Consider the following 18,428-nt stretch of genomic DNA (forward strand, 5'->3'; position numbering starts at 1 on the left):
AGGGCATGTGCGGACGTTTCGCAATCACCCTGCCGCCGGACGCGATGGTCCAGATGTTCGACGCCACCCCGGCGAACGACCTGCCCGACGTGCCGAATTACAACGTCTGCCCGACCAACAGCATTTTCACCGTCGTCAGCGGCGACGGTGTGCGCCACCTTGGCCCGATGCGCTGGGGCTTCATCCCGCACTGGTACAAGAAACCGAACGACGGCCCGCTGCTGATCAACGCGCGGGCCGAGACGGTGGCCGAGAAACCCGCCTTCCGCGCCGCCTGCCGGGAACGGCGCTGCCTGATCCCGGCCAGCGGGTTCTACGAATGGACCAAGGATGACGAGGACAACCGCCTGCCGTGGTACATCACCCGCGAAGACGGCTCGCCGCTGGTTTTCGCGGGTGTTTGGCAGGATTGGGAACGGGACGGCGAGGCCTTCACCACCTGCGCCATCGTCACGACCGAGGCGTCCGGCCCAATGACCGAGATCCACCACCGTATGCCGGTCACCGTCAGGCCCGACGATTGGGGCCTGTGGCTGGGCGAGGAAGGCAAGGGCGCGGCGGTCCTGATGAAACAGGCGCCTGCGGATGGGTTCGAGTTCCACCGGGTCGACCGCAAGGTGAACTCGAACCGGGCGAAGGGGCCGGACCTGATCGAGCCGATCGACTGACCGACCTTAACGGTCATTGCCGGAGGGCCTTGCCGGTGTAAGGTGGTCCCGACGCGCAATGGATGGAGACCCTCGGGATGATCAAGCTTATGTGGTCCGCCGTGGCCTATGTCGTGGCCAATGGTATCGGCCTTCTGATTGCCGCCTCGCTGCTGGAGGGGTTCACCCTTGGCGCGACGGCGTTCATCGTCGCGGTTCTGCTGTTCACGGTCGTTCAGACGCTGCTGGGTCCGCTGATCACCAAGATCTCGCTGACCAGCATGCCGCAGCTAATGGGCAGCGTGTCGCTGATCACCATCTTCGTCGGGTTGAAGATCACCGAACTCGTGGTCGGCGGGATGCAGATCGCGGGCCTGTCGGACTGGCTGGCGGCGACGCTGCTGGTGTGGATCGGAAGCCTACTGGCGAACGTCTTGCTGCCGATCTACGTGTTCAAGCAGTTGCGCGACAACAGGCGGCAGGGCTGACCTGCGGCGGCTTCTGCCCTATGCCGCTGACCTGACTGGTAAAAAGGAGGCCGCGCATTGCGCGGCCTGTCCAGTCAGGGAGGAAAAAAGGGCCTACTCACACTCTTATGCACATGCGCGACAACTGGCGCTTTACACCCTTAAGTTATCCACAGAATGCGGCGAGATTGCGGCATTGTTTCCAAATTGCGCGTGATCCAGATGTCACTCTTCGTCTCGCGGCGCCCCTCCGGCAAACCGGTTTCCATGCCGGTAATCGCAGGGTGCCTCCTGCATCTGAAGGTGCAGCGCGGTGCCGGTGTAGGGATGGGCGCGGGCGAGCGTCTCGTTGACCTCGATGCCCAGCCCCGGACCCTGCGGCGCGGGGACATAGCCGTCGTCGACGCGGATCGCACCGCCGATCAGGTCGTCGTGGAACGGTGTCTCGATCGTCTCGGCCAGCAGCAGGTTGGGGATCGACGCGGCAAGATGCAGGTTGGCGGCCCATTCCACCGGACCGGCGTATAGGTGCGGCGCGATCTGGACGTTGAAGCCTTCGGCCATCGCGGCCAGCTTGCGCGTCTCCCAGATGCCGCCCGCGCGGCCAAGCGCCGGTTGCAGGATCGCCGCGCCGCCGGTGCGCAGAAGCGTGGCGAACTCGGCGCGCGTGGTCAGGCGCTCGCCGGTGGCGACGGGAATAGAGGTGGCGCGGGCGACCTCGGCGAATTCCAGCGGGTTATCAGGCGGGATCGGTTCCTCGAACCACAGCGGGTCATAGGGCTCGATGGCCTTCGCCATGCGGACGGCGCCTGCGGTGTTGAACTGGCCGTGGGTGCCGAACAGCAGGTCGGCGCGGGTGCCGACGGCGTCGCGGATGGCCTTGCAGAAGGCCACGGATGTTTCGATGTCGGTCAGCGCGGGCTGATGCCCGCCGCGCACGGTGTAGGGGCCGGCGGGGTCGAACTTGACCGCCGTATAGCCGCGCGACACGAGATCAACCGCGCTTTCGGCGGCCATGTCGGGGCTGACCCAGAACTCGGGCAGCGGATGGCCGGGCAGGGGGTAGAGGTAGGAATAGGCGCGGATGCGGTCATTCACCATGCCGCCCAACAGCGCCCAGACAGGCCGGTCGCGCGCCTTGCCGAGAATGTCCCAACACGCGATTTCCAACCCCGAGAACGCGCCCATCACGGTCAGATCGGGGCGCTGGGTGAACCCGGCGGAGAACGCCTTGCGGAACATCCATTCGACATTCTCGGGGCTTTCGCCCTCCATATGCCGGGTGAAGACGTCCGTGATCACCGCGCGCATCGCATCGGGTCCGACCGAGGCGGCATAGCATTCGCCCCATCCGACGATCCCGTCGTCCGTCGTCAGCTTCACGAGAATCCAGTACTGCCCACCCCAGCCCGGCGCGGGCGGGGCGGTGACGATGATGTCGAGATCGGTAAGCTTCATGGCCTCCCCCCGGCGGCTGGTCTGGCGTCGGGGGGAGGTAAACATCTCTGGCCCGCCGGGTCTACCGGATCGCCGGATCAGACCCAGTAGGGATTGACGACATAGTGGTCGTGCAGCCGCTGCTCGTACTCGCGGTTGCCGTACCACGTGTCGTCAGAGCGCGGCGAGCCTTCCACCTGCTCGCGTGTGATGTCGGTGACGTAGCCGTCTTTCGCGGTGTCGTAGGTCAGCTTCTCCCATGGCACCGGGAATTCCTCTTCACCGAGCCCAAGGAACCCGCCGAAGTGCATCACGGCATAGGGTACCCGGCCCGAAGCCTTGTCGATCATCAGGTGGTCGATGTGCCCGATCTTCTCTCCGTCGCGGGCATAGACATTGGTGCCGTTGACGCGGTCGGACGAGATGATTGCTGTGTTGGTCATCGGATTGCCTCCTCTCACATATCCGGGGAGTCAACGGATGGCGGGGTGGCGCGGTTCCGGGGACGACAGCCGCAGCGCGGTGTACGGCGGAAGTTGGCGCATGGGGTGGCGTCGCGCCGCACATCAACGCTCAGGGTTCATTCCCGGAACGACGGAACTCGGCGTTGCAGCCAACACCGCGCCGCCGCCGCATTGGGCGGCAGCGCGGTTGACTTCAGCCGGTGTAGTCCGCGTCAGAGACCTTCTCCAGCCAGGTTACAGGTGTGCCGTCTATGCTCTCCTGGATCGCGATATGAGACATGGCGTTCTCGGGTGAGGCGCCGTGCCAGTGTTTCTCACCAGCGGGGAAGAAGACCACGTCGCCCGCCGTGACCTCTTCGATCGGGCCGCCGTCGCGCTGAACCCGGCCGCGGCCGAAGGTGATTATGATGGTCTGTCCCGCCGGGTGGGTATGCCACGCGGTGCGGGCGCCGGGCTCGAAGGTGACATGGGCGCCGCTGGTGCGGCCCGGGGCCTCGGCCTGGAACATGGGGTCGATCCGCACGGTGCCGGTGAAATAGTCTGCGGGACCGGGGGCGGAGGGCGTGCTGCCAGCTCGGATGATCTTCATGGAATGCTTCCGTTTCTAAAGGCGGCGGGGCCGGGACCGCGCCGCAGGATTTCAGTTCGCGCGGCTCTCGAACACCTGCCGCGCCACGGGCAGCGCAGAGAAGACCCTGGGCCAGCCCGCATAGAAGGCGAGGTGCGAAAGCATCGCGCCCGCCTCTTCCTGCGTCAGCCCGTTGTCCATCGCGCGGTTCAGATGAAAGGTCATCTGTTCAGGTTGACCGGCGGCAATCAGCGCCGCGACGGTGACCATGCTGCGGTCGCGCGGCGCAAGGTCCGGGCGCAGCCAGAGGTCGTTGAACAGCAGTTCGCGCGTGGTATCGACGACGCCGGGGCTGACGTTTGCGAAATTGGACTGAACCGTCTCTTCCCGCGCGGCTTCGGCCTCTTCGTCCAGCGGCAGGAGGTCGGGATTGAGCGCGGGCAGATCCTCGGCGGTCACCCCGCGTGCGTCATAGACCGGGGCCATGGCCCCGGCTGCGGCGGTGGCGTTGCCCCAGCCGGTGTAGAACGCAAGATGGGTGATGGTTTCCGACAGTTCCGCCGGGGTCACGCCCGCGTCAAGTGCCAGCCCGGTGTGATGGCCGAGAGCGTCCGTCTCGTGACGTGTGACCAGCGCCGCGAAGGTGACCAGAGCGCGGTCGCGCATCGAGAGCGCCTCATCGGTCCAGACCGAGCCGAACAGGTCTTCGGTGGAATAGGCGGCGAGGGCCGGTGCCACGGTATCGGCCGTGGCCGGAAGGGTGCCGGCAAGATCCTGCGCCGAGGCGGTGGTGCTGGCGAGAGCGAAGGCAGAGGCAATGATCTGGGTTCTCATGGGAGCATCCTCGATATCAGTGTTGTGGAAAGGGTGCGGGGACCGGTCGCGCCGGTCTCTGGCGTCAGGTCTCAGCTGCCGTAGTCCTCGTCGGTCACAAGCTCTCCCCATGTCACGGCAATGCCATCCTCAGCCGCCTGGATCGCGTAGTGGGTGACAGAGGTTTCTTCGGTCGCGCCGTGCCAATGGTTCACGCCTGCCGGTGCGAAGATCACATCGCCGGTGCGCATCACCTGCTTGTCCTGCCCTTCTTCCTGGTACCAACCTGTGCCTGCGGTCACGACAAGGTATTGGCCGACCGGATGGGTGTGCCATGCCGAGCGTGCGCCGGGCATGAAGGTCACTTCTCCTGCACTGACATCGTTCATCGCGGGGCCGAAGACCGGTGCGACGAAGACCGTACCGGTGAAGGTTTCGGGGCTGCCGATCTGGCCGCCCCGCTCCAGAGGCGTGGTCTGCGTCATCTCTTGAGCGAGAACTGCGGGGGCGGCGAGGCTCAGCGCAAGCGCGGCGAGGGTCATTTTCATTGGGGTGTCTCCATGATCGGTTGCAGGGCGAAAAGACCTGCCCCAGTGCTCGGGGGCAGGCCCGGGGACTTAGGCGAGATGGCCTTCGAAGAATGCCTGCAGCCGGTCGAAGGGGATGATGTCCTTCTGGTCGTAAAGATCGCAGTGATCCGCGCCGTCGATGATCACCAGTTCCTTGGGCTCGCGCGCCGCGGCATAGGCATCCTCGCTGAAGTAACGGGAATGCGCCTCGGAGCCGGCGATGATCAGCGCCGGGCGAGGCGAGATCTCATGGATGTAGGTGAGCTGCGGCATGTTCATGAAGGACATGGCCGAGGTGACGTTCCAGCCGCCGTTCGAGTTCAGCGAGCGCGGGTGATAGCCGCGATCCGTCTTGTAATAGGCATGATACATGGCGATCACCGGGTTATCGTTACCCTCCAGCGTGTCGGGCAGACCGCCGGCAAGCTTCGGAGCCTCGTCCGAGGCGGCGTCTTCCCAGCGTTGCAGGCTCATGGCGGTCAGCGCCTCGGCGCGATCCTCTTCCGTCATCGCGTCGAAATACCCGCGCGCGTTGACCCGGCTCATGTCGTACATCGAGGTGACCGCCACCGCCTTGACCCGCTTGTCCGGGGCCGCCGCATTCAGTGCCATGCCGCCAAAGCCGCAAATGCCGATCATGCCGATACGGTCGCGATCCACCGCGTCCTGCAGGCCAAGGAAGTCGACGGCGGCCATGAAGTCCTCGGTGTTGATGTCGGGCGAGGCGACGTAGCGCGGTGTACCGCCGCTTTCGCCGATATAGGAGGGATCGAACGCCACGGCGGCAAAGCCACGCTCGGCCATCTCCTGCGCATAAAGGCCCGCGGCCTGCTCTTTTACGGCGCCGAAGGGGCCGGCCACGGCAAGCGCGGGAAGCGGCGCGGCGCCGCGGTCTTTCGGCAGGTAGAGATCGCCCACCAGCGCGATGCCGTAACGGTTGGTGAAGCTGACTTTGCGGTGCTCGACGCGGTCGCTCTGCGGGAAGGTTTTGTCCCACTCGGTCGTCGATTGAGCCAGTACGGCCTCGGCGCTCAGCGAGGCGAAGCCAAGCGCGGCGGCGCCCATTCCGGCAGCCAGAAGCAACTCTCGGCGGGCGGGGTTTTGGGGATCGGTCGTGGGGATCGGGGTGGTCATCTTGGAAGCTCCGGTTCGGATGTGTCGTCTGCCCTCTGATCTGGCGCCGCTTCCGGGGTCGGATAAGGCCGCCTTGCCTTATCGTTGTTATGAATTGAGTTCATGCTTGGTAGGTGCTTTTCCTTTGCGTCGCGCTGTTCGTTGTCCCAGAAAGCCGCGAGCCACAGAAGGAGCGCGCCATGGACCGTGAACTGCTCGGCGATCTCTCGACCCTGCTTGCCGTCGCCGAAGAGGGTAATTTCACCCGTGCCGGGCACCGCCTCGGCGTGTCCCAATCCGCTGTCAGCCACACGATCCGGCGTCTTGAAGACAAGATTGGCGTGCGGCTGCTCAACCGCAGCACGCGGAAGGTGACGACCACCGATGCGGGCGAACAGCTTCTCGCAGCGCTGCGCCCCAGCTTCCAGCACCTCGGCAAGCGCATCGAGGAAATCCGTACGCTGGGCGAACGCCCCTCGGGTCTTGTGCGGGTAACATCCAGCGTGCCGGCCACGCGCGACATTCTCTGGCCGGTCGCCTCGCAGCTTGTGCGCGATTACCCCGACGTGCGCATCGAGATAAGCAGCGAAGGTCGGCTCTCTGACCTTGCCGAGGATCGCTTCGATTGCGCGATCCGGCTGGGAGAGCACCTGAGCCCCGACATGATCGCGCTTCCCGTCGGGCCGCAGCTGGAGATGGCGGCGGTCGCCAGCGTGGATTATCTCGCCCAGCGCGGCACCCCGGGACATCCCGACGATCTCGACGCTCATGACTGCATCCTGATGCGGCACCGATCCGACGGGCCAGTCTATGACTGGGAGTTCGAGATCGAAGGCGTCGAGGTGGTGAAGAAGCTGACCGGCCCCTTCATCCTGAACGACCCCGGCCTTGTGATGGAGGCGGTGCGGGCCGGTCACGGGTTCGGCTACCTGCCGCTGCCCGAAGTCCGCGCTGATCTCGACAACGGGCGTGTGCGCCGGGTCCTTGCGGACTTCTGTCCGCCTTTCGACGGATACCACCTGTGCTACATGGGACGGCGCAACCTCAGTTCCGCTCTGAGGCTGTTGATCGACCGGCTGCGTTCGGCAAGATCATGAAATGTGTTCATGAAAAACGCTCCACTGGTCATCTGATAATGACGCCCGGCCCCTGCCTTTGAAGCTTTCGTTCGCCGATCCCGACGCAATCAACAACCATCCTGCCCGGCGCGGGCGAGGTCCTCGACCATGGTGGTAATCTGCTGCGTCAATGCCTGATCGAGGCCGACAGCAGCGACGGCGAGCCTGCTGTCTGGGATGACTGCGGCATGCAGTCCCCAAAAGCCGCCGTGGCGGTAGATGCGGTGATCGTCGCCCCCTCCTGCGAACAAGCCCATGCGATAGGGACTGCCGGTGGGATGCCCGGGCGCGGTGAGCATCACGTTCAGCGTTTCCAGACGGTCGAACGTCGCGCCGGATACGAGTGCGGAATAGAGCCGGGCGGCGTCCTCGATACTTGCGACGATCCCGCCGCCGCCGAAGGCGTCGATGCTGCCGTGGAAGCAGGTCGTGTCGAAACCATCCATCCACTGGTGGGCTTGAGCGGGGCCCTGGGCAGGCGGCTCACCCTCCCACCGCACGTCGTGCAGGCCAAGGTCGTCCCAGCGCAAGAGGTCGCGAACGGCTTGGCCAAGCGGCTGGGCCGTCGTCCGTTCGATGATCTCGCCCAAAAGCACATAGCCGGTGTCGGAATAGGCGAAACCTGTCCCCGGCTCGGACAGCGGCGGTCCGAGTTCGAGCAGGACCGCGACCTGTTCGGTCCGGGTCCAGACGTGGTTCGGGGCGGCGAGGATTGCGCCCAGATAGGCCGGGCTTTCCGCATGGTCGGCAAGCCCGCCGGCGTGCATCAGAAGATGGCGCAGGGTGATTGCCCCCGTCTCGTATTCGCCGCCACGCAGCATCCGGTCATGCTTCGGCGAGATTAAGCCCGCGATGGGGGTGTCGAGGTCCAGCCGTCCCGTTTCCCATAGGCGCAAGACCGACGCCGCCGTGAACGTCTTCGTCAGCGAGGCGAGGCGGACGGGGGTTCGGGCCGTCATCTTGCGCCCGTCCGGAGCGGCGCTGCCGATCGCGGCCACTACGGTGCGGTCTCCGGCCGCGATGGTAATCGCCGCGCCGGGCGCGCCGGGGCCGAGGTCGAGTGCTGCGAGGGCCGCGTAAAGCGCCTCTGCGCTTGGCAGTTGGGTGTTGTTGGCGCAGGTCGGGGCGGCGAGACCACCAGCTTTGGGACGGGTCATGAACCGGGCCCCTTGGATTGGTTTGCCGCCTCGGCGGCAAGGCTATCGAAATGGTCGGCAAGCCGCCGCGTCCCGAAGCGCGGCGCGACCATGTCCAGCCCAAGTGCGGTCAGGAAAAAACGCGCCGGGCCGCCTGTACGGCGCGGCAATAGTGGCAGGGCGGCGAGCGCGGCGCGGCGCAGGACGTCTGGAAGGTGAGTGATGCGCGGTTTGGTCCCCAGCGCGTCAAAGGCGGCACGTGCGATCTCGTCCTGCGTCATCACGTCGGGGCCGCCGATTTCGAGCCAACCCCGGCCCGCATCGGTCGCGTCTGCGATGGCCACGGCCAGGTCTGCGCCATGGATGGGATTGAGACGATGCGACCCGTCGCCGAACAGCCAGACGCGGCCGCTTCGCGCCATCGCAAAGACCTCACCCATATCCGAGAAGTAGCCGGTGGGCGCGATCACGGTCGCCGGCATGTCAGAGGCCCGAAGTGCATCTACGAAGGCGGCTTTGGCATCGACCAGCGGTACGCCCGCCATAGCCTCGGCCTTCAGGACATGGACGTAGGCAAACCGCTTCACGCCAGCAGTTTCAGCCTCGCGCAGCAGGTTCAGGTTGGCCTGAAAGTCGACGTCCCGGTAGCCCAGCCCGTCGGCCTGCCGGGTGATCCCGAGGGATGAGACGACGAGGTCCACGCCGTCCATGATCCCGCGGATGGTTTCGGGCCGGGTGGCCTCGGCCTCGACCAGCACATCGGCAAGCTCTTCGGCACGGGCGGTGTCGCGGACCAGGGCGGTGACGTGGTGCCCGCGCCGCGCGTATTCGGCGCAGAGAAATCGTCCGAGATAGCCGGTCGCCCCGGCAACGAGAAGGTTCATGAAACGTCTCCGGGTCAGAGAAGACCGACGCCAAGCGCGGCGGCGGCCATCAGGGCGAGGACGGGTGTCCAGAGCAGACGCTCCGGGCGCGAGGGGCTCGCGGCATTCGCGGCGAGCGACAATAGGGTGAGCGCAAGGGCCGGCCAGAAAAGCGGCGCCAGAGGTGCCGGGGCGATACCGGCCCGCGCGAGCACCGCCGCGGCCATCAGCCCCAACAGTGCCGCCTGGATCAGTGCCAGCGCCCGCCAGGCGGGCGGCAGACGGCCGGGAAAGCGGCCCCCGACCGTCAGCCGTCCGAGCGGGGCCCCGGCGGCGACGGCCAGGTGCATCAGCACCGGCAAGGCGGCAAGCCCGGCATAGGCGAAGGCAAAGGTCTGGATCATCGGCCGGTCCCCCATCCGAGGCGCGCCAGCAAGGAGCGCCGTGGCGCGGGCGGCTGTCGCTGCGGCAGGCCGATATCGCCCCAGAGGTGCCGGGGCGGATAGGTGGGCCGCCATGACGGCTGGCGCGGCCCGCCGGTCAGCAGGTGATGCAGGTCGGTCATGCGAGTGGGAATATCGTGCATCGCGCCTTTCCTCAGTTGACGACCGCGTGGCCGCGCCCGCGCAGGCAGTTCAGGACGATGGCCTTTCGCGTGTCGCCCGCTTCGGACATGCCCATCGCGGTGCCGGCCAGCGCGCCGGCCACGGCCCCGCCCAACGCGTTGCCCTCGCTGTCGACCTCGCCCAGCACGCCGCCGATCCCGGCACCGATGACGGCGGCGGCCATCGTCTCGTGATCAAGCTGCGACTGGTTGCGCGCGAGACTGCGGCAGGCGGCAAGATCGCTTTGGAACTGTGCGTTCGGCGGTCCGTCCAGGATCGGGTCCACATCCGCGCCCATTTTTGCGCAGGCGCCAAGCAGGGCGGTCAGGCAAAGTGGGGCGATCAGCATCGGTTTCATGTCTCGTTTTCCTCGACTTTCAGTGTTGTCGAGGGGGGATCTACCGGCCCGCGCTGCTTGGCGGCATGACCGCAGGGATCAGCGGATTGACCGCAGGCATCAATCGTTCATCCACGCGGTCGGGCTCGCTCCGGTCCAGCGCCGGAAGGCCCGCACGAAGGCTGAGGCCTCGGAAAACCCCAGAAGATACGCGGTCTCGCCGACCGAAACCTTGCGCGCGCTGAGGTAATCCATCGCCATCCGGCGGCGCAGGTCGTCGTGAATCTGAGCGAAGGTGACGCCCTCGTCCTTCAGGCGGCGGTAAAGCGTCTGCCGGCTCATGCCGAGATCGCGCGCGATGTGATCCATCGACAGCGTGCCTTCATGCAGATCGGCTAGCATCCGCGCCTCGACCGACGCGCGCACGGTGTCGTGCGTCGCAAGCTCCTTCAGCAGCCCGTCGGCGTGGCGCGTGAAGACGCCGAAAACATACTCTTTGCCACCGTCGAAGGCCTCGTCCAGCCAGACCGGATTGATCCGGAGCGCGTTGCGTGTTGCGCGGAAGGTGACCGGCACCCGGAAGAGATCGGGGTAGCGGTTGGCATGGGGCGGCGGCGCGTAGGTCACCTCCATCGCCTGCTCGAACGGGTGTTCGGGGGCAGAGCGGCGGAATTCGGAGATGAACCGCGCAAGGCTCGCCTCGGTCGCCATCCAGGTGCCGTCATCGGGGCGGTTGTCCAGCAGCCAGACAGCGTCGCCCTCGCGCGTGATCTCGAACCGGTCCCGCCCGCCGGGGATCGGCACATCGGCCATCAGGCGCGCATAACGGTTGAGTTGGCCGAGGCTGTGCGGAAAGGAGGTGGAGGCGTGGACAATCTGGCCGACGATCGACATCGTCTCGAGCCGCGTCTCAAGCACGTGGCGCAAGTACAGCGAGGTGTCGCCGGTCGTCTCGATACCGGTGACGATAAGCGTCTGGTAGGCGGCGACGGGGATGCGCGTGTCCTGATCCGACAGATCGTCATCCGTCAGGCCAGAGGCCGCCAGAAGGTCATCCCGCGGCGCTCCTTCGGCAACCGCATAGTCAAGGAATGCGCGCGCGAAACCGGCGGCCATAGTCTGTTCGGACAAGCGGCTGTCCTCCGGGGTCAAGATCCTGATGCGCCCGGTCATGCCGTTGCCGAGTCGGCGGCTACAGAATGTCCGAAGACATTCCGTCAGGACAACCCTTATGCTGCGCCCCATGCTCGCGCTGACCGCAACGAACCGTGGCGGCCCGGCCGCATCGAGGTTCAGGGAAGATAGACCTTCCGCACGTAGACCGGCACATCCATCACCGCGACGACTTCTTCAGTGCCATCCAGCGCCTCGGCCAGTTCGAGAACCGAGATATCGAGCTTCAGTTCCCCATTCATGGGCTTGCCCATCCCCTGGCTCATCACGACCTCGACAAGCTGGTCGTAGCGATAGATGCGTGAGAAGTCCGGCACCGCTGCCGAGTAGGGAAGCGTCTCGCCGGACACCCAGTTCCGGCTTCCGGTCATGTAGTCCAGCCGAACCACGATCTTTCCGCCGGCCTCCGGGATCACGCGCCAAAAGTCGCTGCTGTCCCGTTTGCCGTCGGCGGGCCCCGTCTCTGCGTATTCGCGCGCGATGGCGGCCCTTTGCGCGTTGCTGTAGGGGTCGCGGTCGGGTGAGGTCGTGTACAGGCGCAGAACGAACATGCGCACAGCGTCTCCGTCGACCTGTTTGCCAAGACCGATCAGCGCAACCGCGCGGCGGCTGGCTGGGGTAAGAGGCTTGCCCTCCGGGTCCATTTCCAGCCTGCTGTCGATCATCACGAACAGAAGGTTCGCGCCTTTCAGGGGACCTCCGGGGAAGGGCACGACGCTCCATCCGTCGGGAAGGAAGGTCTGGACGCCGTCGGCATTCGCCTTCATCCCGACGATGACCCTGCTGTCGACGTTCGATCCGACAAGGGTTTCGGCCCGCATCGGACCCGATCCCACCACGGTTGCGGCAAGCGCGATCATTGCGAAAACTAAGCTGAACAGTCTCATGAGCCGGCTCCTCCCAGATGCTCCCAACGTCAATTTGACCTTACGTAAAGCTTATGGATGTTCGGCAGTCGGGCCATGACCCAGATCAAGTGTCGGGGGCCGCTTCGGGCGCCTTTTTGAAAAGCGGGCAGTCCGGATCGCCAACCGGCGTCCTTCCCCTATGGGGAAAGAACGCTTTGCAGAAAGGCATCGACGGCTTCGCGGACAGGGCTTTCGGGAATGGCGATGTCGGACATCAGGTCTTCGTGGAACCCGTCCTGCACGACCAGCGTCGAGACGGATAGGCCAGCGGCCTCTCCGGCCATCGCCAAATCCTCGAGATTGCTTATGTCGACAAACCTGTCGCGCGTCCCGCGGATAAGGATCATTGGTGGATCGGATGGATCCACAAACTTTAGAACCGGCCAGTCGGCCTTGGTGTCTTTGGGAAAGATGTCCGGGCAGGTACGGCCACCGCACAGGCCGCCCTGATATGGTCCAGCCAGTCCGATGAACCCCTTGATCGCATCGGGCGGCACGTCCTCGGCATCCAGATACCGCCCGTCATAGGCGATCAGCGCCGAGATGTAGGCACCGGACGACCACCCGCCTACGACGATTAGCCTTGGCTGCCCGCCGTCGTCCTGCAGGGTCCGCCAGACATGGGAAACCGCCTGCGCCGCGTCTTCGACGAACAAAGGAAAGGAAACCTCTGGGAACAGACGGTAATTCGGGGCGACCACCAGCATACCGGCGTTGGCGTAGGATTCCGCCATCCGCTCGACGCTGGCCTTGCTGCCTCGCGTGAATGCTCCGCCATAGAAGAAGATCATCACCGCCGTGTCCTGGGTAACGGTGTCCGGTGTGTAGATATCAAGCGTCTGCCTTGGCAGGTCGCCGAATGGCACGTCTTTCTCGACAGTGACTTCAGCGGTGCCGACGTGAGCCGAACCAATCAGCGCAAACGCGGCCGCGATGGCGATGTGTCTTGGCGTCATGGTTGGGAAGGCTATCGGTGCGCCGGGGCACAGTTCCATGACCCAGATCAAGCCGCCCTTTCCGGCGCCCGCCCCGCCGCCGCCGCCGCCGAACGCGAACCGTGCCTCACACGCTGCGCACAACCCGTTCCAGAACCGGGGCGAAGTGCGCGAAGGGCGGGGCGGCGTGGTCCGGGTCCTTGCCGATGTCGTCCCAGATCCGGACCTGCAGGATCGCGGGAAGGTGGGGGTTGGCGGCGAAGGCGCGGACCTCGTCGTCGTTCATCGGGCCGCCCTGCAGCTTCAGCGACAGAACCGAGGCATCCGAAAGCTTGGCGAAATATTCCGGGTCGGTGGCGCAGAGGAACCGCTTGGCATCGACGTGGTAGCGGACGCAGTCGGTGACGATGGGCGGGAAGAACCGCTCGATCACCCGTGCGCCCGCGTGTTCGTGGTGCGAGTCCACGCCCTGCTCGGCGGCGTCGGCATCGAACTCGTGGGTGAAATGGCCGATGTCGTGCAGCAACGCCGCCGCGATGGTGGCATCGTCCGCGCCTGCCTGTTCCGCCAGTTCGGCGCATTGCAGCATGTGTTCCGAGATCGTTACCGGCTCGCCCAGATATTCCTCGGCCCCGCGCCGGGCGAAGATATCGGCGATGAACGGAACGATGGTGTCGGCGTTCAGGCTGTCGGGCGACGGGGCCGGCATGGCGTGTCCTTTCAGTCGAAGACGATGACGTTGCGCTTGGCCGCGCCCGAGCGGGTGTCGGCGATGGCCTCGTTGATCTGGTCCAGCCGGTAACGGCCGGAGACCAGTTCGTCGAGCTTCAGGCGGCCCTGCCGGTACAGGTCGATCATCCAAGGGATGTCGCGGCGCGGCACGCCGTCGCCCATCTTCGAGCCAAGGATCTGCTGGCCGGTGGCGGCGACGACGACGGGCTCGAAGCTGGTGGTCTGGCCCGAGTGCGGCATGCCGACCATGGTCATCTTGCCATGAAACCCAAGGTAGCGCGGCGCGGTGTGGAAGGCCGAGATGGCCCCGGTCGCGACAAAGACGTGATCCGCGCCGCCGCCCATGATGCGCTTGGCCTCGGACCACGGGCGTTCGTCGGTGCCCAGCACGGCGGCGGTGGCGCCGAATTCCATGGCGATTTCCAGCTTCTCGGGCACCATATCGACCGCGATGACATGCGATGCGCCTGCGATGCGCGCGCCTTGGATGGCGTTCAGCCCGACGCCGCCCGCGCCGATGATCACCGCTCGCTGCCCGGCGCGCAGACCGGCGCTGTTCACCACCGCGCCGACCCCGGTGATGACGCCGCAGGCCAGCAACGAGGCGGAGTCCATCGGCAGGTCCGCGGGGATCGGCACCAATTGCGACTGGTCGACCACGACCGCCTCGGCGAAGGCGCCGGTGCGGACGCCCTGCGCATAGGGCGTGCCGTCCGCGCCGGTGATCGGGTGGTCGTTGCGGTCGACCGAGACCTGACACGCGCCGGGGTGGTGGTTGATGCAGGATGGGCACTGGCCGCAGGCGCGAAACAGCGTCACCAGAACGGTGTCGCCGGGCGCGAAACCGGTCACTGCCGCGCCGGTTCGGGTGACACGGCCCACCGCCTCGTGGCCGTAGACCGCGGGCAGGTCGCCGCCCCAGCCGCCATCGGCGCAGGAGATATCGGAATGGCAGATCGCACACGCCGCGATCTTGACCTCGACCTCGCCGGGAGCCGGGTCGGCGAGCGTGATCTCCTCGATCACGAGCGGCGCTCCGAACGCGCGGCATACGGCTGCCTTGGCTTTGGTCATGCGTGTCCCCCCGCCGATCTTGCTGCGGCAAGACTGGGCGTAAGGGCGGTGCGCTGGCAAGCACGAATATTGCGCAAGGGTGTTCCGGCACCGCCTTCGGCAAGGCGGTGCCGGGCTTTGGGCTTACTCTGCCGCGTGGGTCGCGACCGGCGCGCGGACCGGTTCGACGTCGTCGCGGTAAAGATAGTCGCGGGTCAGCGGCACCGCTTCCTGCTTGCGGGCCAGCTGGTACTGGAACACGCACTGGTCGTTCAGCCGGAACGTCAGTTCACAGGCGACAAGATAGAACCGCCACATCCGGCAGAACCTCTCGTCATACAGCGCCTCGACCCGGTCGCGGTTCGCCATGAACCGGTCGTGCCAGTGCTTCAGCGTCTCGGCATAGTGCAGCCGCCAGACCTCGATATCGCAGGTGTACAGGCCCTCTTTCTCGACCGCCTTGATCGATTCCGACATCGACGGGCAATAGCCGCCCGGGAAGATGTACTTTGTCACCCACGGGTTGGTTGCGCCGGGCGGGTCGGTACGGCCGATGAAGTGGATCAGGGCCACGCCGTCCTCGGCCAGCCGCTCGCGCACGTTCGAGAAATACTCGCGGTAATGCGGCACGCCGACGTGTTCGAACATGCCGACCGACACGATGCGGTCGAAGGTCTCTGTCACGTCACGATAGTCCATCAGGCGAAAGTCCACGCGGTCTTCCAGCCCTTCGGCGCGGGCGCGGGCGCAGGCGATCTTGTGCTGTTCTTCCGACAGCGTGACGCCCACCACCTTCGCGCCGAAGTCGCGCGCCAGCGTCAGGCCCATGCCGCCCCAGCCGCAGCCGATGTCCAGCACGGTCATCCCCGGCTCGATCAGCAGCTTCTTCGCGATGTGCCGCTTCTTGGCGACCTGCGCCTCTTCAAGCGTCATGTCGGGACGCTCGAAATAGGCGCAGCTGTATTGCTTGTCGGTGTCAAGAAACAGGTCGTACAACTGACCGGACAGGTCGTAGTGATGCGCGACGTTGTCCTTCGCCTTGCCGACCGGGTTGTTTTGGGCGATCCAGCGCAGCCCGTTGCGCAGCTTGCCGGACCACGCGACCCAGCCGGGCGCGTTCCCCGCGTGCATGTTGACGATGGCCAGCGTCAGCAAGCCATAGATGTCGTCGTTCTCGATCGTCAGCGTGCCGTTCATATAGCTTTCACCGAGACCGAGTTCCGGATTGATCGCCAACTGCTTCAGGGTTGCCTCGTCATGCACTGTTACATGAACGGGCGTTCCCTTGCCGTCGCCGTAGGCCTTCGTGCTGCCGTCCGGATAGGTGACGCGGAAATTTCCCTGCTGCATGAGTGTGCGCAGCATACGATCGAAGAGCTTTTCCAACATTTTTGTACCCCCATACCCACGTCCCGGCTGACCGGCCGGACGTCGCCCGAGGGTTTCTGCGACCCGCAAGGCGGCGCGGAATGCTTAAGAAACAAGCCAAGCTTGCAATTAGATCGGGCAGTTGTCCAGAAATGTGTATTAACTTTGTATTAACCCGACGTGCCTCAACGCACGTTTCCGCCAAAAAGTTCCGCGACGTGTGCATTTATTTCGCTCCCTTGACTTCCGGGGCGGGGCGCGTTGTATCGCGCGTGCTTTCCAGCGCTGATCCAGAGGACCGATGATGCACGCTTACCGCAGCCACACCTGCGCCGAACTGACCAAGGAAAACGTGGGCGAGACCGTCCGCCTTGCCGGCTGGGTCCACCGCGTGCGAGATCACGGCGGCGTCCTGTTCATCGACCTGCGCGACCATTACGGCGTGACGCAGGTTCTGTGCGACCCGGACAGCCCGGTGTTTTCCGAGGTCGAGAAGGTGCGCTCGGAATGGTGTATCCGCATCGACGGCACCGTGAAGGCCCGCGACGAAAGCCTTGTGAACACCAAGATCCCGACCGGTGCGATCGAAGTCTACATCCGCGACATGGAAGTGCTTGGCTCTGCCGAGGAACTGCCGCTGATGGTGTTCGGCGATCAGGAATATCCCGAGGAAACCCGCCTGCGGTATCGCTACCTCGACCTGCGCCGCGAGGTGATGCAGAAGAACATGACGCTGCGCTCGGACGTGGTCGCCTCGTTCCGCAAGCGCATGTGGGACACCGGCTTCCGCGAGTACCAGACGCCGATCATCACCGCCTCGTCGCCCGAGGGCGCGCGCGACTTCCTTGTGCCGTCGCGTCTGCATCCGGGCAAGTTCTACGCGCTGCCGCAGGCGCCGCAGCAGTTCAAGCAGCTGCTGATGGTGTCGGGCTTCGACAAGTACTTCCAGATCGCGCCCTGCTTCCGCGACGAGGACCCGCGCGCCGACCGCTCGCCCACCGACTTCTACCAGCTTGACCTTGAGATGAGCTTCGTCACCCAGCAGGACGTGTTCGACACGGTCAGCCCGGTGATCGCGGGCGTGTTCGAGGAATTTGGCGAAGGCAAGAAAGTGGACGCACCGGGCGACTGGCCGCAGATCCCCTACAAGGAAGCGGCGCTGAAATACGGCACCGACAAGCCCGACCTGCGCAACCCGATCGAGATGCAGGACGTGTCCGAGCATTTCGCGGGGTCTGGTTTCGCGATCTTCGCCAAGATCCTCGAGCAGGACGGCACCGAGATCCGCGCGATCCCCGCGCCCACCGGCGGCAGCCGCAAGTTCTGCGACCGGATGAACGCCTTCGCCCAGAAGGAAGGTCTGCCGGGGATGGGCTATATCTTCTGGCGGGAAGCGAATGGCGAGATGGAAGCCGCGGGACCGCTGGCCAAGAACATCGGACCCGAGCGGACCGAGGCGATCCGCCAGCAGCTTGGCCTTGGCGTCGGCGACGCGGCCTTCTTCCTTGGCGGCAAGCCCAAGTCGTTCGAGCGCGTGGCCGGCAAGGCGCGCGACGTGATCGGCGAGGAACTGAACCTCACCGACACCGACCGCTTCGCCTTTGCCTGGATCGTGGACTTCCCGATCTACGAGAAGGACGAGGAAACCGGCGCCATCGACTTCGAGCACAACCCGTTCTCGATGCCGCAGGGCGGGATGGAGGCGCTGGAAGGCGACCCGCTGGCCGTGCGCGGCTTCCAGTACGACCTTGCCTGCAACGGCTATGAACTGGTGTCGGGCGCGATCCGGAACCACAAGCCCGAGATCATGTTCAAGGCCTTCGAGATCGCCGGCTACGGCGAGGACGAGGTGAAGAAGCGCTTCGGCGGTCTGGTCAACGCGTTCCGCTTCGGCGCCCCGCCGCACGGTGGCTGCGCGGCCGGTATCGACCGGATCGTGATGCTGCTGGCGGGCGAGGACAACATCCGCGAAGTGATGCTGTTCCCGATGAACCAGCGTGCCGAGGACCTGATGATGCAGGCACCTTCGGACCCCACCAGCGATCAGCTGATGGAGCTTGGCCTGCGGATCATCCCGCAGGATTAAGCCGACTGTGACGGCGTGCGCCCCGCTGTGGCGGGG

At 65.5% G+C, this 18,428-nt stretch carries 20 protein-coding genes; 4 read left to right on the forward strand and 16 right to left on the reverse strand.

The window, feature by feature from the left end; genetic code table 11:
- Nucleotides 1–5: 5 nt before the first annotated feature.
- Both ACP156_RS01385 and ACP156_RS01390 read left to right on the forward strand, forming a co-directional pair.
- A complete protein-coding gene (locus ACP156_RS01385; protein WP_425049490.1) occupies nucleotides 6–668 on the forward strand; it encodes an SOS response-associated peptidase in 663 nt (220 codons plus the stop codon).
- 77 nt (nucleotides 669–745) lie between these two features.
- A complete protein-coding gene (locus ACP156_RS01390; RefSeq protein WP_425049491.1) occupies nucleotides 746–1,135 on the forward strand; it encodes a phage holin family protein in 390 nt (129 codons plus the stop codon).
- Between the two features lie 204 nt (nucleotides 1,136–1,339).
- Here ACP156_RS01390 and ACP156_RS01395 read toward each other — a convergent pair whose 3' ends face one another.
- The 6 genes from ACP156_RS01395 to ACP156_RS01420 all read right to left on the reverse strand — a co-directional run bounded on the left by ACP156_RS01395 (nucleotide 1,340) and on the right by ACP156_RS01420 (nucleotide 6,099).
- Complete coding sequence (locus ACP156_RS01395) at nucleotides 1,340–2,572, reverse strand: mandelate racemase/muconate lactonizing enzyme family protein (RefSeq protein WP_425049492.1); 1,233 nt, start codon at nucleotides 2,570–2,572, stop codon at nucleotides 1,340–1,342.
- A gap of 77 nt (nucleotides 2,573–2,649) precedes the next feature.
- A complete protein-coding gene (locus ACP156_RS01400; RefSeq protein WP_425049493.1) occupies nucleotides 2,650–2,994 on the reverse strand; it encodes a PRC-barrel domain-containing protein in 345 nt (114 codons plus the stop codon).
- Between the two features lie 214 nt (nucleotides 2,995–3,208).
- On the reverse strand, nucleotides 3,209–3,604 hold the full coding sequence (locus tag ACP156_RS01405) for a (R)-mandelonitrile lyase (protein WP_425049494.1): 396 nt from the start codon (nucleotides 3,602–3,604) through the stop codon (nucleotides 3,209–3,211).
- 51 nt (nucleotides 3,605–3,655) lie between these two features.
- A complete protein-coding gene (locus tag ACP156_RS01410) occupies nucleotides 3,656–4,417 on the reverse strand; it encodes a carboxymuconolactone decarboxylase family protein (RefSeq protein WP_425049495.1) in 762 nt (253 codons plus the stop codon).
- Nucleotides 4,418–4,488: 71 nt separating this feature from the next.
- On the reverse strand, nucleotides 4,489–4,944 hold the full coding sequence (locus tag ACP156_RS01415; RefSeq protein WP_425049496.1) for a (R)-mandelonitrile lyase: 456 nt from the start codon (nucleotides 4,942–4,944) through the stop codon (nucleotides 4,489–4,491).
- 69 nt (nucleotides 4,945–5,013) lie between these two features.
- A complete protein-coding gene (locus ACP156_RS01420) occupies nucleotides 5,014–6,099 on the reverse strand; it encodes an alpha/beta hydrolase (RefSeq protein WP_425049497.1) in 1,086 nt (361 codons plus the stop codon).
- A gap of 179 nt (nucleotides 6,100–6,278) precedes the next feature.
- Between ACP156_RS01420 and ACP156_RS01425 the strand changes: the two genes are divergently transcribed.
- Nucleotides 6,279–7,175: a LysR family transcriptional regulator gene (locus ACP156_RS01425; RefSeq protein ID WP_425049498.1), complete on the forward strand. Its 897-nt coding sequence runs from the start codon at nucleotides 6,279–6,281 to the stop codon at nucleotides 7,173–7,175.
- A gap of 89 nt (nucleotides 7,176–7,264) precedes the next feature.
- Here ACP156_RS01425 and ACP156_RS01430 read toward each other — a convergent pair whose 3' ends face one another.
- From ACP156_RS01430 to ACP156_RS01475, 10 genes are all read right to left on the reverse strand, one after another.
- Complete coding sequence (locus ACP156_RS01430; RefSeq protein WP_425049499.1) at nucleotides 7,265–8,353, reverse strand: serine hydrolase domain-containing protein; 1,089 nt, start codon at nucleotides 8,351–8,353, stop codon at nucleotides 7,265–7,267.
- Nucleotides 8,350–9,216 (reverse strand): SDR family oxidoreductase, encoded by an 867-nt coding sequence (locus ACP156_RS01435; RefSeq protein ID WP_425049500.1) that lies wholly within the window; start codon nucleotides 9,214–9,216, stop codon nucleotides 8,350–8,352. Before ACP156_RS01435 ends, ACP156_RS01430 begins: the two co-directional genes overlap by 4 nt.
- Nucleotides 9,217–9,230: 14 nt before the next feature.
- Nucleotides 9,231–9,599 (reverse strand): hypothetical protein, encoded by a 369-nt coding sequence (locus tag ACP156_RS01440; protein ID WP_425049501.1) that lies wholly within the window; start codon nucleotides 9,597–9,599, stop codon nucleotides 9,231–9,233.
- A gap of 193 nt (nucleotides 9,600–9,792) precedes the next feature.
- Nucleotides 9,793–10,158, reverse strand: coding sequence for a glycine zipper family protein (locus ACP156_RS01445; protein ID WP_425049502.1), 366 nt, complete (start codon nucleotides 10,156–10,158; stop codon nucleotides 9,793–9,795).
- Between the two features lie 99 nt (nucleotides 10,159–10,257).
- The gene (locus ACP156_RS01450) at nucleotides 10,258–11,268 is read right to left on the reverse strand and encodes an AraC family transcriptional regulator ligand-binding domain-containing protein (RefSeq protein ID WP_425049503.1); all 1,011 of its coding nucleotides are present in this window, start codon (nucleotides 11,266–11,268) and stop codon (nucleotides 10,258–10,260) included.
- Between the two features lie 161 nt (nucleotides 11,269–11,429).
- On the reverse strand, nucleotides 11,430–12,197 hold the full coding sequence (locus ACP156_RS01455; protein ID WP_425049504.1) for a hypothetical protein: 768 nt from the start codon (nucleotides 12,195–12,197) through the stop codon (nucleotides 11,430–11,432).
- A gap of 158 nt (nucleotides 12,198–12,355) precedes the next feature.
- Nucleotides 12,356–13,225 (reverse strand): alpha/beta hydrolase, encoded by an 870-nt coding sequence (locus ACP156_RS01460; RefSeq protein WP_425049505.1) that lies wholly within the window; start codon nucleotides 13,223–13,225, stop codon nucleotides 12,356–12,358.
- Between the two features lie 55 nt (nucleotides 13,226–13,280).
- Complete coding sequence (gene tmpB, locus ACP156_RS01465; RefSeq protein WP_425049506.1) at nucleotides 13,281–13,862, reverse strand: (R)-1-hydroxy-2-trimethylaminoethylphosphonate oxygenase; 582 nt, start codon at nucleotides 13,860–13,862, stop codon at nucleotides 13,281–13,283.
- Between the two features lie 11 nt (nucleotides 13,863–13,873).
- Entirely contained in the window at nucleotides 13,874–14,959 is a 1,086-nt protein-coding gene (locus ACP156_RS01470) for a Zn-dependent alcohol dehydrogenase (RefSeq protein WP_425049507.1), read from the reverse strand.
- Between the two features lie 123 nt (nucleotides 14,960–15,082).
- Nucleotides 15,083–16,303, reverse strand: a complete 1,221-nt coding sequence (locus ACP156_RS01475) for a class I SAM-dependent methyltransferase (protein ID WP_425049508.1) — start codon at nucleotides 16,301–16,303, stop codon at nucleotides 15,083–15,085.
- A gap of 307 nt (nucleotides 16,304–16,610) precedes the next feature.
- Here ACP156_RS01475 and aspS point away from each other — a divergent pair, with 307 nt between their 5' ends.
- The gene (aspS, locus tag ACP156_RS01480; RefSeq protein WP_425050802.1) at nucleotides 16,611–18,392 is read left to right on the forward strand and encodes an aspartate--tRNA ligase; all 1,782 of its coding nucleotides are present in this window, start codon (nucleotides 16,611–16,613) and stop codon (nucleotides 18,390–18,392) included.
- The last annotated feature ends 36 nt before the right edge of the window (nucleotides 18,393–18,428 follow it).

This window comes from Psychromarinibacter sp. S121 (assembly GCF_049801035.1).
In the GTDB taxonomy this organism is placed as follows: Bacteria; Pseudomonadota; Alphaproteobacteria; order Rhodobacterales; family Rhodobacteraceae; genus Psychromarinibacter.